This window comes from Vibrio sp. 2017_1457_13 (assembly GCF_030851525.1).
GTDB lineage: Bacteria > Pseudomonadota > Gammaproteobacteria > Enterobacterales > Vibrionaceae > Vibrio > Vibrio metschnikovii.
In genome coordinates, this window is the sequence record NZ_VHTA01000006.1 from 255,510 (window position 1) to 270,689 (window position 15,180).

Sequence of the window (15,180 nt, forward strand, 5' to 3'; positions counted from 1 at the left end):
AATCCCTTCTTTTGAAATCACCCAACTATTTGATGTTTTACTTTTATATCTAAGTAAGGCCGTTTCTGAATCGCACATCAAGGTTAGTTTTTAAATCGATCACAGCGTTATCGAATGTATTTATAAGTGTATGTCCTTTTAAGCGGCCAGGCAGCATTATGGCCAAGAGAAAAATGTAGGTGTGTGTCCTTGATAAAGATGGAGAGACGAATCTCTCTTGGATAACCAAGAGAAGTCTGTAATGCAACAGGAGTGGAAATACGTGTATAAAACACGTTATTGCTCAGTTTAATCAAATACATATGTATCACCTATTTGTATTAGGTGACATTTGATCGTCTTAAAACAAGAAAAGCCCCTGATTACTCAGGGGCTTGAATGTGGCGGAGAGATAGGGATTTGAACCCTAGGATAGCTATTAACCATCGCCGGTTTTCAAGACCGGTGCTTTCAACCACTCAGCCATCTCTCCGTGTGGCGCGAATAATATAAGGCTTCTTAGTGCTTGTAAAGTCCCTTTGATTTCAAGTGAATAAAATACGAGCAAAAAAGGCATTTTTATTTCCTTAACTGGCTTAAACCAACCAGTAAAGTGATATTCATGCTGGCTGGTTTGAGTTTTATCGCTGTTATTCAGTAACTTTTCCTCCGACTTCGGCATAGAGTGGCCAGTCGCCACTTTTAACTAAGTTGCGAGTAAACTCGGCACTGTGTGCTAAGTCATAATTGTGTTCAATACAGGGTGAGTATGCGATCACTAAAGATGGACCTTGGTGTTCACCCGCGGCTTTTAAGGTCTTAATGGTGTGATTCATATTAGCCGCGAGTGCAATTCTGGCCACATAAACACCGGAGACGTGGCGGTAAAGCTCAATCAAATCTTTCGCTGGATTTGGATTAGGCTCGCTGCATAATTTCGCCGTTTGGCCTTGCGGGGTTGATTTAGACTTTTGTCCCCCAGTATTGGCGTAGCATTGAGTATCAAGCACTAATATGTTGATGTTTTCGCCACTTCTTAGTACATGATCGAGTCCACCGAATCCAATATCGTAGGCCCAGCCATCACCACCGATTAGCCATACTTGTTTTTCGACTAAGTAATCCAAAAGAAGATGCAGCTCAGCATGTTGAGGTTGTGCTTCAATCTGATTTTGCAAAGCTTGAATTTGCTGGCGACGTTCAGGAATATTCAACGCTTGAATGTTATCCGAACCTCCTTGTTGGGCTAATACATGCTCTGCTCGTGATTGAAGGGCTTTGACAGCCAGTTTCATACCCAGACCAAACTCGGCATTATCTTCAAATAAGCTATTGGCCCATGCAGGCCCTCGTCGATCCGCATTTTGACTATAAGGTGTTGTCGGTAAGTTGCCACCAAAGATAGAAGAGCATCCGGTTGCGTTAGCAATGTATAGTCTATCCCCAAACAGTTGAGTTAGGGTTCGAATATAAGCGGTTTCGCCACATCCAGCGCAGGCATTAGGGTATTCAAAGTAAGGCTCAACATGTTGAAGCGTTTTGACATCAATACGTTCTTGTTGATAAATATTTTGTGTTGGTAAGGCTTCAAAGCGTTCAAATTGACCTACCTCCTGATCGTAACAATCGGGTTTGGCGACCATCATCAAGGATTTACGTTCAGGATTTTTCTTATCTTTACCCGGACAAACATTAGCGCACAGCTGACAGCCAGTACAATCGTTGGGTGATACTTGCAAAGTATAGATAGCATCTGGTTGATGACGAGAGCGGTAAGGCATGGTTTTTAATGGTGATAAATCTTCGCCTTCTGTTGGTTCGACAATTCTCGCTCGAATGGCTGAGTGCGGACAAATCGCGACGCAGTAACCGCATTGAGTGCATAAATCTTCCGACCAGACAGGTAGCTGCTCGGAAATGTCTCTTTTTTCGAGATGCGATGTGTTGGTTGGCCAGCAGCCATCTGCGGGAAAGGCAGAAACTGGCAAGCTATTTCCTTGTCTAGCGAGCAGTTGTTCAACTAACGATAAGGGCTCTGCAGAAGCACATGGCGTAGGGGCGATAAAGCTAGGGACGATAAAGCTAGAGGCGACATGAGCAGCAAAAGGATTGTAATTAATATTCTCTGGTGTGGCTTCGATACACGCAATACTTCGTGTAATCAGCTCGGCCGATTTTCCTTGCAACTGTTGTTCACATAGGTTGCGCAGTTGGGTAAGCAGGGCTTGGTTATCTTGTTGATTGGTTAACAGTAGGGTAGTGGCGACCTGCATGACCACACTGGTTTTATTGTTAAGCTGATGTTTTGCCACCAGTTGATCGGCATCAAGGGTGATCACGCGAATTTGTTTCGCTTGAATTACGGCTTGTAGTGACGTCGGAATTTTATACCACAGCTCACTGCCTGTTTTATTGGTATTGATCAGTAAAATGGCACGATGAGCGAGGTGAGTACTAATGTCTATATCCCGTAATAACCCTTCTTGGCTCAGTGAAATGAGCTGCGCTTGACGGATTGGATAAGGCGTTCGAATCGGCTGTGATGAAAAACGTAAGTGAGTGGTGGTAATATTCCGTGATTTTTTTGAATCGTACTCAAATTGCGCATTGACGTTCGATTGATAATGTTGACCTAAAACCTTAAGCACATTTTTCCCAGCGGAAACGCTGCCATCTCCCCCATAACCATACATCAGCACTTGTTGTAAATGGTCGTCATTATGAGTGAGTTGGGCGATGGGTAAGTTGAGATGTGTCTTGTCATCGGAAATACCGATCACAAATTCTCTTTTTTGTTGCGCTTGAGGAGCCGAAAGCATATTAAAAATTTGCTCAGCATCTTCAGGATAAAAGGGCTTTCCGGCTAACCCGTATCGACCACGATATAAAGTAATCGAGCGAGGCTGGGTTTGTAATGCATGTAATACATCAAGATATAACGGTTCTCCGCTCGATCCTGGCTCTTTGGTTCTGTCTAGCACTGCGATTTGTTGCACGGTATTTGGCAGGGCTTCTAATAGCGCTTCACTGGGGAAGGGGCGATAAAGATGTATGCTGATCACGCCAATTTTCTGGCCGAGATTGACCTGTTGATCAACATAGCTTTTCAGGGTTTCGGTGACTGAACCAAGTGCCACAATAACCTGAGTCGCTTGTGGGTGACCAGTATAGCTGACTAAATGATATTGTCGTCCAGTATGCGCGGCAAAGTCATCCATGATGCTTTGTACGATAGATGGCGTTTGTTGATGATAGCTATTTTGCGCTTCTCGGCATTGGAAATAGCTATCACTGTCTGCGGTTGCACCACGTAGGCTTGGCCTATCAGGGGTTAAGGCTCGCTGACGAAACGCAAGTAGATCATCACCGGAAAGTAATTGCTTAATGGTTTGCTCATCGAGAGGAATAAGATTAGTCAGAGCATGTGAAGTGATAAATCCATCAAAAAAATGAATAAACGGTAACCGACAACGCAAAGAAGAAAGCGTCGCAATCAACGCCATATCTTGCGCTTGCTGGCCATCCGTTGCACATAACATGGCAACACCGGTCTGTCTCACGCTCATCACATCTGAATGATCACAAAAAATTGATAAAGCATGAGTGGCTAAAGCACGCGCCGCAACATGAATCACACATGGCGTGAGTTCACCAACCAGTTTATATAAGGTTGGTATCATCAATAATAAACCTTGTGATGAGGTAAAAGTTGTTGCTAACGCCCCACTCATTGCGCTGCCATGTATAACAGCAATGGTTCCTGCTTCCGATTGCATTTCAATCAGCTGAGGCACTTCCCCTAAAAGATTAGGCCTTTTTTGTGCTGCCCATGACTCACATTTTTCTGCCATAGTTGTGCTTGGGGTGATCGGGTAAACGGCGATCACTTCACTCAATTGGTAAGCAACTTGAGCTACCGCGGTATTAGCATCAGTAATCCAATTCATCACTCTGGAACCTCTGGTTAATCACAATGGTTGTGACTTAAGGCTAAACAAGTATGATTCCCTCACATAACGTGACGAAAACACGAGAAATAAAATGGTTAAGATGCAGAACATGCTGAAAAAGTACGATGGATATAAAATCATCATACTGATATTGCTGTACGGTTTGATAACCGTCATCGGGGTGATTTACCGTCAAGTTATGATAGAGACCGATATGGCGATGTTGTTCTTATTACTCAACATCTTAAGCGCATCGGTACTTCGGCCTAGCTATGCTTATATAATGACTTTAGCTGGGGTCATTATCTTTCATTACTTTCTGTTACCGGATTATCATTCGTTCCGATTTCAGAATGCACAGCACATCATTACTTATGCGGTGATGGTCTTTAGTGGGATATTCGCGATCAATATAACACAGTCACAACGGAAGGAAATACAGAAAAATAAACGCTTGCAATATAAGCATAAAAAATATTATCAGTTAGCTTGCCATCTTTCAGCGCTGCGCACTAGTGAGCAAATCGCGCAAGCAACGGTACAGTTTTTGAATAAAGAGTCAGCATTACGTGGCGCTGTGTTTTTATCTTCCCCAGACTGGCGACTGGTCGCCCAGCATGACAAATGGACTTTGCCAGATATCGACAGTTGGCAGCCTAATCAGCCGTTATCAGCGGCATCGGTATATTGGCTAAAAGATCGTGAGAGAGAGTTGGGAGCACTAGTGATACAAACCGATCAGCCGCCACAACGTGTTGAGCCTTGGGTTTTGTCTTTATTGAGTTTGTCGTTAGCGCGATCTCAGGCCAATCAAGCGTTAGCTCAAGTGGAGGCCACCAATCAATTAGAATCGATGCGCAGTACCTTATTAGCGTCAGTTTCTCATGATCTTAAAACACCCTTAGGGACGATTATTGGCGCGGCAACGACCTTAGCAGATAACGGTGTTGTTTTATCTTCGGTGATTCGAGATGAGCTATTACAGTCCATTGCCGAGCAAGGGCGGAGGTTGAATCGTAGTTTAACTAAATTGCTCGACATTACCCGTTATACCACAGGTGCTTTGGTCCCTAAGCTTGATTGGGTTGAGCCAGAAGAGCTGATTGGCAGCGTATTAGCGAGTCTGAACTCGCGACTGACATTCCATCACATTCAGTTTACCAGTACGCCGATGTTGGTGGAATTGGACAGTTTGCTGATTGAGCAAGTTATTTTAAATTTACTTGAAAATGCCATTAAGTATACTCCGCGAGGCAGTCAAATTACGATCACGACCGATTATACTAACGGACGGTTTATTTTAACGGTAGAGGATAATGGGCCGGGCGTGCCGGAGCCAGAATTAATACGTATTTTTGAACGATTTTATCGACTCAATGATCAGCAAAAAGATGGTACTGGGTTGGGCTTGGCAATTTGTCAGGTGATTGTTTTAGCTCACCGAGGTGAGATCAGCGCGCATAACCTTGCGGGCGGAGGCATCTGTTTTAATGTGAGTATTCCTTGTCGATTGTATGATTTAAAGGAACTGTATGAACAGTGAAATAAAAGTCTTAATTATTGAAGATGAAGCACCTATTCAGCGTTTTTTAAATGTCCTGATCACGGGTTATCAATATCAGGTCAAAACCGCCTCATCGGCAGAGCAGGGGGTTGCGTTGATCGCCAATTGGAATCCCCATCTTATTTTATTAGATTTAGGATTACCGGATAAAGATGGGATTGAGCTGACCAAAGAGCTGCGTAGCTGGACACAGACCCCCATCATTATCATCTCAGCTCGAGAGCGAGAGACGGACAAAGTACTCGCCCTTGATGCTGGTGCTAACGATTACTTGACTAAGCCATTTGGGAGTGAGGAATTGCTGGCAAGAATTCGGGTTGCCTTGCGTTTATTTGAACAGCCCGATCAGCAGGAGTTAGTGCAGTATCAATTTGGTCGAGTCGTGATTGATTTAGCTTTACAGCGTGTGACCAAAGATGGACAAGTGGTTAAGTTAACGAAAACCGAATACAACATTCTTAAATTACTGACCAAAAACATGGGTAAAGTTTTGACTCATAAACAAATTTTAAAAGAAGTATGGGGCAGTAACTATATTGAGCATCACCATTATGTACGTATTCACGTCGCTCAATTGCGTCATAAAATCGAAGATATTCCTGCTCAACCGAAACACATTATTACTGAAACAGGGGTGGGTTATCGTTTGGTGGATGAGGTTTGATAGTTAAGCACTGACTCGCATCAGATTGACTCGTATGTATCCTGCTTAATTATCTCTCTTTATAAAAATTATATACGCCTACGCTTTATCTATACAACATGGATACATCGAATTACTTATAGTAATCACATGTCCACATTATGGTTCGATGGTGTGGGTTTGGGTTAAGTATTCAGACAGGTTGGGCGTGAATCTATAGTGGGATAGTTTGCGAAACACAACACAGAGTAATAACCAGTACATTTTTGTCGACGGATCAACATAACATACAGGATGTAAGTCATACGCGGTATTGTAAGGGTTGTACTGCGTCAAGTGAAAGTTCAAACCTGTAGAGTTGGGAACTACAGCGTTTGAATGGCAGCAATGGTTCAGACCCAAAGAGCTTATAGCGCACCTGTAGCTCAAAAGTCCTTTCCCCCTTTGCTATCACTTTTTTCGATTCAGGGCTCCTCGGAGCCCCTTTTTTTATCCAAATTCTGCCTATTGCAGCCTTTCTACAATAGGTTTGATTGACCCTTATAGATTAATTATCGAGAGTGATTGTAATCGCTAAAAGTCAAAGAGCGGTGGCGATAAGTGGGTCTATTCTGCGGCTCTACCACATTAAATCATCAGGGACGACAAAATCGGCGTAAGGATCTTCTTCATCATGGGCTTGTTTATCTTCTTCTGGTAGAGGAATAATACTGTTCTCATCACGTTGCCAAATTTTCTCAGCGACGATATTAGGAATGATGGCGTAGCTCTCTTCATAACGAGCAATCGCGAGATGACCTTTACTGAGTTGATCGCGAGTCTGGTTATCAACGTAGAGTTTTTTGACTAAGGTTCCATCGGTAAAGTGATATTGAATATCGCCGTTATTGTGCGGCAATTTATTCATTTCAATTAACTGTTTCACTTGAGCGCGAATTTCCTTGGTCAGCAATTGTTCTTTTTGCTGTTTATTTAACGCCTTATCACGTTCTATTTGCTCTTGTTTATTTGCCTCAACGGCGGCTTTTACTTCTCGCGCTTGTACGCGTGATTTCTTCGAACTTTTTTGGGCTTTTTTAAGTTTTTTTTCATTCACAAGGCCCGCTTTGAGCATTTGCTCTTGTAGAGATAGTCGTGTCATGGTTAGTCCAATACAATCAGGTAGTGTTTCGATACGAATTGAAGGCGGCAGTTCAGTACCAAGTTATGCACGTTAAGCCGATGAGGCTTTTCTTAACGAGCGCTGGTTATTTGCGATAGCTGAGGCGTTCAAGTCGTTACTATTAATCAATAACGGCTAAGTGTACCGACTCGTGTTGAGCAAATAAAGCCACAAATCTATTCAAGCGAGTAGAAGTACAAGGCCACCAATTTTTGCTGCTGCAGAAAGGTATTTTCCCGCTGTATAGGCTTTATTCGTTGGTTCTGTGGTTTGATCAGGATGTCCCATTCCTAGCGCACCATAAGTAAAGGCTTTTGCTGTCCCCGATTTGGGTTGTGTCTCAGGTTGTTGCTCTTGATGCTCCGAGTCATTGAACTGTTGCAAAGCCGCAAGCAGCGCTTTGCCTTCTTCGGATAGGGTGACTTTATTCGGTTCTGCTTTGGCTGGAAGATCATGAGCATTATCGGTAGTGATTGGCATGACAGAGGAAGCCGTCCCGTTGGCGGAATAGGTCTGTGGAGCACCAGAGGTAACAGGATTCATTCTATTCTCCTTAATCAACAGCAACGCAGTTTGTCGATCTCCGATTTTATATCGGTTAACTTGTGTCCTTACGACGTTAACCTTTAGTTATGGTACATAAGCAAGTGCTACTTATGTACCATGGCACGCTGTCGATAGCGTGAAATCGTGTCGATAATATCCATATCGGCCAAGCGCAAAAAAACTTGTGCGTTTTTTGCACATTTGGCGAATGTTGATTAATAAGCAAACAGTATGCCTGTTAAATTAATTGGTCGATATTTTAATCACAACTGAGATCTGTGTTGCGTTTTTTGAGTCTTTCAATCGCTTGCCATTGGTGAGCCGGTTGTAGATAACGAATCGGCATGGGTAGGACGAGTAACTGAAAATCGCTTGATTGTTCAGTAAGTTGACTGGTTGGGGTGATGATCGCGATGCTTAAATTAGGGTTGCGTTGATGAATCGCCGCCGCAGTACCTAATCCTTGCTGAATATGGAAAGCGCCGGCAATGTGTAGCACTTGTTGTTGTGGGTGAGCGGCAAGATAATCGACAATACTTTCCGCCATGGTCTCATCCCAAGTCATTTGGGCGGCAAATTGTTGTTCATGTTGGGTCGGTGTACCATGATGCATTGAGGCCATAAAATGAGCTTTGTAAGGGGAGTCACTGAGGTTAATCTCTTTTGCGACCCAATGACGTTGTTCTGTAGGTAGCTTATCTAAATATTCAATGCTTTGTTGACCAATACAACGAACCATATTTTTTGGCGCATTGGCGGCAATAATGGGTCTTTGATGATGTTTCGCTAATTCAACAAGTGGACGATAATCACTGGCATAGTTTGGCCAAGCGTTACTTTGCTCGATAAGGTATTGTTCACCAATCTCGCCTTGTAAATATTGATCCAGATAAGGTTGGCTATCTCGAGAAAATTGCTCCATAGAAAGGACGATGGGGTGGTGGTGCTCAAGCAAAGTCCGTAGTAAATCGGCTTGAAACTTATGGATAGCACTGTGGGTATGCCATTCTCCGACTAAGATCACGTCTGCTTGTTTCACCGCATCGGGAAGATTGGACAATGCTAGCCACTCCCCTTGAGGCGAAGCCAGTTGATAGTCGTAAAAGTCACTGATTTGACGAGAGTTCGAAGCGCTACAGCCGATGAGCCATATCGATAGTGCAAGGGTGATAAAAATACGCATAAAGCCTCCAATAATGAGTCAGCAGTCTACTGGAGGCCAAGTTAATTATCAATGTAGTGATAATTATTATCAATTAAACCTTTTGATAAACTCGAATCATAAAATCAGCCTCACATTCAAACTGGGGCGTTAATGGCAGATCGTGGCGTAGTTGGTCACTCGCACGCCAAGCAAAAGGCGTCATTTGTAGCAGATCAAACGCCTCTGGTCCAGAAAGGGGCATAGTATAGTGCAATTGCTGTTGATGTTTTAGCTCAAAACCATCGATGATTTCTGCTGTTTCATCATGCAGTTGCACTTGCGGATAGATCAACGCTTTGAGCTGATAAAGGTGGCGAGCAGCAGGGGTGACGGTTATGACTACGCCATTATCGTCAAGAACGCGCTGCAGCTCTTGTGTTTTACAAGGCGCGTAGATACGCACGATAGCATTTAAGGATTGATCGGCAAACGGTAAGCGATGGCTGGAGGCGACAACAAAGTCCACTTGTGGGTAACGTTTAGCAGCAAAACGAATCGCTGTTTTTGAGATATCTAGGCCATAGGCATTGGCTTGTGGATGTTGTTCAAGTAACGCACTAGCAATATATTGGGTGTAATAACCTTCACCACAGCCAATATCGAGTAATTGGTGGTTGGTATTGACTAAGTAACGAGTGCACAGAGTGCTCACTGCGCTGCGCATTGGGTGATAATGCGCTCCATCGAGAAAGCGTCGTCTTGCCTGCATCATTGCTTTGTTGTCACCAGGATCTTTGGAGCGTTTATGCTGCACTGGCATCAAATTGACATAGCCTTCTTTAGCTTGATCAAACTGATGATGATTCGCACAGTGATAGCTGCGTTGATGAAGAGTTAGCGAGTGGTGGCACAAGGGGCATTGATAAGTCATAACGCTCTCGAAGAGAAAATCAAGTCGGCAAGTTTAGCGATATTTATTCGAAATAAAAAGGGCGTTACTATCGCCCTAATCAAGATTAAGCGGTAATCCGTGTACTTAGACAGTGAATTTCACCCGGTTGTAAGACCTTACCTGCAGTAAGACTCGGTGCATGCCAAGTTGATTCGACACAAAGCATGGTCAGATAACCATCATTTTGCATATCTCCCATCGATTGAGCACCTTGTGCCCACGGATTCCAAAGCACAGCAGAGTTATGCCCTTGATTTTCTACCACTAGAGTACGCTGACGTTGATGATCCTGCACTTGAATGTGAGATTGCGGCTTCGTATAAACCCGGTCAATGCTGTCGCGCAGGGTTAGTGTTTCCTCTCCTTGGCACCACTGATCGTTTTGCAGACTATCAAGATAATCACTGCCCATTCCGGTAATGGTTGTCTCCCGTACATCAGCCACATTTAAGTAACTGTGCAGAGCCCCTGAAAAGGCCCATGCCTTTTGGTCGGTATTCGTAATGGTTAAACGCACGGTTAAGCTATCAGAGATTTCGATAGACAGACGAAGTTGGAATTCATGCGGCCATACTGAGCGAGTTTGCTGGTTACTGTCGAGACCAAGGACGACGATCACCCCTTGCTCGTTTTCCCGATGTTCGATGAGTTGCCATTGACTTGAGCGAGCAAAGCCATGAGCTGGAGTCGCTAAGCGGCCAAACCACGGCCAGCAAATGGGTATTCCGCCACGTAGTGCCGTTTTGCCATCAAAAATTGCTTTTTTGCTCATCCAGAGTAGATCATCTTGACCGGTAGGTCGAAAAGACACGACATGACCACCGTGCAGCGCAATACCGGCTACCGCTTTATCATGAATAACGCGGACGATTTTTACATTATCCTGTTCAACAATCGTGATGCAGTCAGAAAGTACCGTTAGGCTAGGAAGTCGTAGTAAATCCATAAAGATAAGCTCCTGATGTTTGGATATTAAGACATTCAGCACTTAATATCGATGGTAAAGGGCGAACAAGATCTCGTGAATAGAAAAGACCAAAAAGGCGACACTGTGGCCGCCTTTTAGCTAATTTTGTTGCTCAACGAATGACTTCGCTAATCACGACATTACTTAGAAATGTGAGCGATTAGGTCTAGAACTTTGTTTGAGTAACCGATTTCGTTGTCGTACCAAGATACAACTTTAACGAAGTTATCAGTAAGAGCGATACCAGCTTTAGCATCGAATACAGACGTTTGTACTTCACCGATGAAGTCTTGAGATACAACGGCATCTTCAGTGTAGCCTAGTACGCCTTTTAGTTCGCCTTCAGAAGCTTCTTTCATTGCTGAACAGATTTCAGCGTAAGAAGCGCCTTTCTCTAGGTTAACGGTTAGGTCAACAACAGAAACGTTAGCGGTTGGTACGCGGAAAGCCATACCAGTTAGTTTGCCGTTTAGTTCTGGAAGAACAACGCCTACTGCTTTAGCGGCACCAGTTGAAGATGGGATGATGTTTTGAGAAGCACCACGGCCACCGCGCCAGTCTTTTGCAGAAGGACCATCAACGGTTTTTTGAGTCGCTGTAGTCGCGTGAACAGTTGTCATTAGACCAGACACGATACCAAACTTGTCGTTCAGTACTTTAGCGATAGGCGCTAGACAGTTAGTCGTACAAGAAGCGTTAGAAACGATGTCTTGACCAGCGTAGCTGCTATGGTTTACGCCCATTACGAACATTGGGGTTTTGTCTTTTGAAGGACCAGTTAGAACTACTTTCTTCGCACCAGCAGTGATGTGCTTACGTGCAGTCGCGTCGTCTAGGAATAGACCTGTTGCTTCTGCAACAACGTCAACACCGATTGCGTCCCATTTTAGATCTTCTGGGTTGCGTTCAGCAGTAACGCGAACGGTTTTACCGTTAACGATTAGGTTGCCATCTTTTACTTCAACTGTACCGTTGAAACGGCCATGAGTTGAGTCATATTTCAACATGTAAGCCATGTATTCAACGTCGATAAGATCGTTGATACCTACAACTTCGATGTCGTTGCGTTCTTGTGCTGCACGGAATACAAAACGGCCGATACGGCCAAAACCGTTAATACCTACTTTGATAGTCATTATAGTTGCTCCACAACTTAATTTCTGATTAAAGATAACTGGTAGTAAAATTACAGAATCCAGTAAATGTCTGCAACAGATAATCGGACTTAACTTGTTTAAAGTCAAAAAAAAGCATCGTTTTTTTTAACAATCAGTTGCAAGTGGTTAATATTTAGACTTGATGCTGCTTTTTATCCCTACCAATTGACGTAGAATAGTCAGTCTAGCTTCGGGTGTTATAGGTGAAATACCACTCGAATTTCGGAAAGAAAGTATGTGCTACAAAGCGTAAAATAGGCAAGTTTTTCAGATAAAAAAGCACAGCGTTGAGTGAAACCAAGAGGAATAAGAATGGCGATCAATGATTCCAGCAAAAAAAACATCAAGCCTGATGATTACTGGCGTGAAACCCTAAGTGAAGAGGCCTATTATGTCTGTCGTCAGCAGGGAACCGAGGCGCCTTTCAGTGGTCAGTTACTGCATAACAAACAAACGGGAATTTATCACTGCACGTGCTGTGAAGCAGCACTATTTAGTTCTCAGAACAAGTATGATTCAGGTTGCGGCTGGCCTAGCTTTGATGCGCCTTTAACCACAGAATCAATTCGCTATTTAGAGGATCGCAGTCACGGAATGACGCGCACTGAAATTCGTTGTGCGCAATGTGATAGTCATTTAGGGCATGTTTTTCCCGATGGTCCACCGACGACGGGGGAGCGCTTCTGCGTTAATTCTGTGTCGTTAAATTTCACCAAAAAGCCGCAATAATGGGTAAAAATTCGTCATCAATGGTTGAAATATTACAATGTTAGCGTTCATTAAAAACTGGGACGCTATGACGAGAGAATTCACCTCGGCGAATCGTTCGTGCCAACTGATTGGCTTGATTATCTAATTGTCGAAATTGTTCTGCGTTAAAGGGATAAAGCAGCGCCATTTCGGCAGGAGAGGCGACGGGGACATCAAATTGCTTACCTACCATTGCCCATAAGTAGGCCAGTTCTTGATGGCCAAGCGCCTGATGGGTACTAGCCAGTGACTGAAAAATCTCAGTGTTGATCGCTCTTGGTGAGCTGAGCTCTAAAGCTCGAGTCAGCAGTTGAATGGTTTTTTCTCGATCGCGCGAAATATAGAAGGTTGCAAGCGCGTATTGCATCTCGGCCGTGTCTAATTCTGGTGAGCCTTCCATACGAAGAAATTCTCTGCGAGCAATATTATCACCCGTTTGACTCCATAAAAAATACAATGCATGGGGGGTGCGCATCTGTCGAAGATCTTTGGTTAATCTATCGAGTTCTTCCCCTGAATGTACCAAAGCATTGAAGCGATTTTGTGTTAGTAGTGGGTCATTAAGGACTTGAATTTGTGAGGCTAACTCTAAACATTGGCGATAGAGCCGAACAAGTCGATACTCTTCTAACTTATTATCGACGGTCGGGTTCTTGAGTACCTCAAAACGGTGCCAGATTAAATCAGTCCGCGGTAAGCGACATTGACCATCGTTTAAATTGAGTTTTTCACACTGTAGGCCTGGGTTATCGTTACACAGTTTATCGGTATTATTGCGATTCTCTAGGCAACCGCTCAATAACACGGTCATCAAAAGCAGTATGCTAATTTTTATCCCATTCATTATCATCACTTGTGATCCAATACGCTTATTTATTTGGCTGGTGTTGACTCGCTACACTAGGTCGCTATTGTTGTGGTGCTAGTTATGCTCAGTCATTTCGTCATCAAGGATAAAATAATGGATACCCATCAGTTAGTTGATGCTATCACCCCGGAAGCCTACCAGCGTCTGCTGTTTGCCGTTGAAACGGGTAAGTGGCCAGAAGGTACACCACTTTCTCAATCGCAGCGAGATTCTTGTATGCAAGCTGTGATGTTGTATCAATCTCGGCATAATGTAGAAGCTGACCATATGAGTATAGGCGTTGGTGGTGAAATGGTCTTAAAATCGAAACGAGAATTGAAAAAACGTTTCCAAGATGGGCAAGAAGATATTGTTCGCGTCAATCCAAACCAAGAATAAAAACGGTCTTTATTGTTTGTTCCCTTGCTCGTTGCGGACATAGCAGTGACCTCCTGTTCGGAGGTCACTGCCTGCTCATAATGATAGAGTATAAAATCAGTTTATAAACTCATCTCTCCACGGAGCACCTGTTGCATTTTGTGCTTAATTTCTTGATAAGATAAATTTTGACTGAGTAGATAATGCAGTTTGGCTAGAGCGGCCTCTGGCGTCATATCATAACCGCTGATCACTCCTGCCTCGGCGAGCGCACAGCCTGTCGCATATCCTCCCATGTTCACCTTTCCGGCCAAACACTGGGTTAAGTTGACAACAATCACGCCGCGTTCAGAGGCCTCTTTTAAGTGCGCCAATAACTGTGGATTTTGTGGTGCATTACCGACGCCAAAGGTCAAAAGAATCATTGCATTGACAGGTTGCAGTAACGTATTGCGGATCACTTCGTGTGAAATGCCCGGATACATAGTGATCACACCGATTGGTTGCGGTGTAATGTTATGTACACGAAATGCGCCTTCCGGTTTTGCCCCCACTGTCACTTCTTTACTAATTTGAATATTGATTCCAGCTTCCAGTAGGGGAGGTAAATTGGGGGACGTAAAGGCGCTAAAACCATCGGCATGCGATTTGGTACTTCGGTTGCCACGCATCAACTGATTGTTGAAAAATAGGGTGACTTCATTAATCGGATAATTGGCCGCAAGATGCAGCGAATTGAGTAAGTTGGCTTGCCCATCAGAGCGCAGTTCGGCAAGAGGGATTTGTGAACCAGTAACGATCACTGGTTTGCCTAAGTTCTCTAACATAAATGACAGTGCTGATGCGGTATAAGCCATGGTATCCGTACCATGCAAAATCACAAAGCCATCATAGTTGTCATAATTATCACGAATATCATCGGCAATAAATTGCCAATCTTCAGGAGTCATATCGGAAGAATCAATCAGAGGATCATATTCATGAATGGTGAACTTTGGCATCTCATCACGATGGAACTCTGGCATGGCAGCCAACTGCTTTTCCATAAATCCAGCCACGGGAACATAGCCGTGATCCGACTTTTTCATACCAATGGTACCGCCTGTGTAGGCAATATAAATATGCTTTCTAGTCATAGAGG

At 43.8% G+C, this 15,180-nt stretch carries 13 protein-coding genes and 1 tRNA gene; 4 read left to right on the forward strand and 10 right to left on the reverse strand.

Translation table 11 applies throughout. The features are described from left to right. Positions 1–381: 381 nt before the first annotated feature. Both FKN88_RS10530 and nifJ read right to left on the reverse strand, forming a co-directional pair. Positions 382–472: transfer RNA gene (locus FKN88_RS10530), tRNA-Ser, on the reverse strand. A gap of 157 nt (positions 473–629) precedes the next feature. Then, positions 630–3,926: a pyruvate:ferredoxin (flavodoxin) oxidoreductase gene (nifJ, locus tag FKN88_RS10535; RefSeq protein ID WP_306687497.1), complete on the reverse strand. Its 3,297-nt coding sequence runs from the start codon at positions 3,924–3,926 to the stop codon at positions 630–632. Positions 3,927–4,020: 94 nt separating this feature from the next. Here nifJ and FKN88_RS10540 point away from each other — a divergent pair, with 94 nt between their 5' ends. After that, positions 4,021–5,472 carry an ATP-binding protein gene (locus FKN88_RS10540; RefSeq protein ID WP_154170544.1) on the forward strand — a complete coding sequence of 484 codons (1,452 nt, stop codon included), beginning with the start codon at positions 4,021–4,023 and terminating at the stop codon, positions 5,470–5,472. Then, a complete protein-coding gene (locus tag FKN88_RS10545) occupies positions 5,462–6,157 on the forward strand; it encodes a response regulator (RefSeq protein ID WP_154170546.1) in 696 nt (231 codons plus the stop codon). The genes FKN88_RS10540 and FKN88_RS10545 overlap by 11 nt, the downstream gene beginning before the upstream one ends. Positions 6,158–6,755: 598 nt before the next feature. On the opposite strand, the gene FKN88_RS10550 is transcribed toward FKN88_RS10545, so the two are convergent. From FKN88_RS10550 to gap, 6 genes are all read right to left on the reverse strand, one after another. Further along, positions 6,756–7,277: a DUF2058 domain-containing protein gene (locus tag FKN88_RS10550; RefSeq protein ID WP_158138733.1), complete on the reverse strand. Its 522-nt coding sequence runs from the start codon at positions 7,275–7,277 to the stop codon at positions 6,756–6,758. 201 nt (positions 7,278–7,478) lie between these two features. Continuing rightward, on the reverse strand, positions 7,479–7,841 hold the full coding sequence (locus FKN88_RS10555; protein WP_154170550.1) for a hypothetical protein: 363 nt from the start codon (positions 7,839–7,841) through the stop codon (positions 7,479–7,481). 262 nt (positions 7,842–8,103) lie between these two features. After that, complete coding sequence (locus FKN88_RS10560; protein ID WP_154170552.1) at positions 8,104–9,027, reverse strand: ChaN family lipoprotein; 924 nt, start codon at positions 9,025–9,027, stop codon at positions 8,104–8,106. A 73-nt stretch (positions 9,028–9,100) separates the two neighbouring features. Beyond that, positions 9,101–9,919 (reverse strand): 23S rRNA (guanine(745)-N(1))-methyltransferase, encoded by an 819-nt coding sequence (rlmA, locus tag FKN88_RS10565; RefSeq protein ID WP_154170554.1) that lies wholly within the window; start codon positions 9,917–9,919, stop codon positions 9,101–9,103. Positions 9,920–10,004: 85 nt separating this feature from the next. Next, a complete protein-coding gene (locus FKN88_RS10570) occupies positions 10,005–10,886 on the reverse strand; it encodes a D-hexose-6-phosphate mutarotase (protein ID WP_154170556.1) in 882 nt (293 codons plus the stop codon). Positions 10,887–11,047: 161 nt separating this feature from the next. Then, on the reverse strand, positions 11,048–12,043 hold the full coding sequence (gene gap, locus FKN88_RS10575; protein WP_154170558.1) for a type I glyceraldehyde-3-phosphate dehydrogenase: 996 nt from the start codon (positions 12,041–12,043) through the stop codon (positions 11,048–11,050). Between the two features lie 333 nt (positions 12,044–12,376). On the opposite strand from gap, the gene msrB reads away from it, so the two are divergent. Beyond that, positions 12,377–12,793 carry a peptide-methionine (R)-S-oxide reductase MsrB gene (gene msrB, locus FKN88_RS10580; protein ID WP_154170560.1) on the forward strand — a complete coding sequence of 139 codons (417 nt, stop codon included), beginning with the start codon at positions 12,377–12,379 and terminating at the stop codon, positions 12,791–12,793. A gap of 40 nt (positions 12,794–12,833) precedes the next feature. Here the strand turns inward: msrB and FKN88_RS10585 are convergent, their stop codons facing one another. Continuing rightward, complete coding sequence (locus tag FKN88_RS10585) at positions 12,834–13,658, reverse strand: DUF2989 domain-containing protein (protein ID WP_161439002.1); 825 nt, start codon at positions 13,656–13,658, stop codon at positions 12,834–12,836. A 117-nt stretch (positions 13,659–13,775) separates the two neighbouring features. Between FKN88_RS10585 and FKN88_RS10590 the strand changes: the two genes are divergently transcribed. After that, positions 13,776–14,060 (forward strand): YeaC family protein, encoded by a 285-nt coding sequence (locus tag FKN88_RS10590; protein WP_004394858.1) that lies wholly within the window; start codon positions 13,776–13,778, stop codon positions 14,058–14,060. 101 nt (positions 14,061–14,161) lie between these two features. Here FKN88_RS10590 and ansA read toward each other — a convergent pair whose 3' ends face one another. Beyond that, the gene (gene ansA / locus FKN88_RS10595; RefSeq protein WP_154170562.1) at positions 14,162–15,175 is read right to left on the reverse strand and encodes an asparaginase; all 1,014 of its coding nucleotides are present in this window, start codon (positions 15,173–15,175) and stop codon (positions 14,162–14,164) included. Positions 15,176–15,180 lie beyond the last annotated feature (5 nt).

Bases quoted from the DNA above. Each gene is read 5' to 3' on its own strand.
- FKN88_RS10590 (WP_004394858.1), top strand. From the start codon at position 13,776: ATGGATACCCATCAGTTAGTTGATGCTATCACCCCGGAAGCCTACCAG.
- FKN88_RS10550 (WP_158138733.1), bottom strand. From the start codon at position 7,277: ATGACACGACTATCTCTACAAGAGCAAATGCTCAAAGCGGGCCTTGTG.
- FKN88_RS10555 (WP_154170550.1), bottom strand. From the start codon at position 7,841: ATGAATCCTGTTACCTCTGGTGCTCCACAGACCTATTCCGCCAACGGG.
- FKN88_RS10585 (WP_161439002.1), bottom strand. From the start codon at position 13,658: ATGAATGGGATAAAAATTAGCATACTGCTTTTGATGACCGTGTTATTG.
- FKN88_RS10570 (WP_154170556.1), bottom strand. From the start codon at position 10,886: ATGGATTTACTACGACTTCCTAGCCTAACGGTACTTTCTGACTGCATC.
- nifJ (WP_306687497.1), bottom strand. From the start codon at position 3,926: ATGAATTGGATTACTGATGCTAATACCGCGGTAGCTCAAGTTGCTTAC.
- rlmA (WP_154170554.1), bottom strand. From the start codon at position 9,919: ATGACTTATCAATGCCCCTTGTGCCACCACTCGCTAACTCTTCATCAA.
- FKN88_RS10560 (WP_154170552.1), bottom strand. From the start codon at position 9,027: ATGCGTATTTTTATCACCCTTGCACTATCGATATGGCTCATCGGCTGT.
- msrB (WP_154170560.1), top strand. From the start codon at position 12,377: ATGGCGATCAATGATTCCAGCAAAAAAAACATCAAGCCTGATGATTAC.
- FKN88_RS10540 (WP_154170544.1), top strand. From the start codon at position 4,021: ATGGTTAAGATGCAGAACATGCTGAAAAAGTACGATGGATATAAAATC.
- ansA (WP_154170562.1), bottom strand. From the start codon at position 15,175: ATGACTAGAAAGCATATTTATATTGCCTACACAGGCGGTACCATTGGT.
- FKN88_RS10545 (WP_154170546.1), top strand. From the start codon at position 5,462: ATGAACAGTGAAATAAAAGTCTTAATTATTGAAGATGAAGCACCTATT.
- gap (WP_154170558.1), bottom strand. From the start codon at position 12,043: ATGACTATCAAAGTAGGTATTAACGGTTTTGGCCGTATCGGCCGTTTT.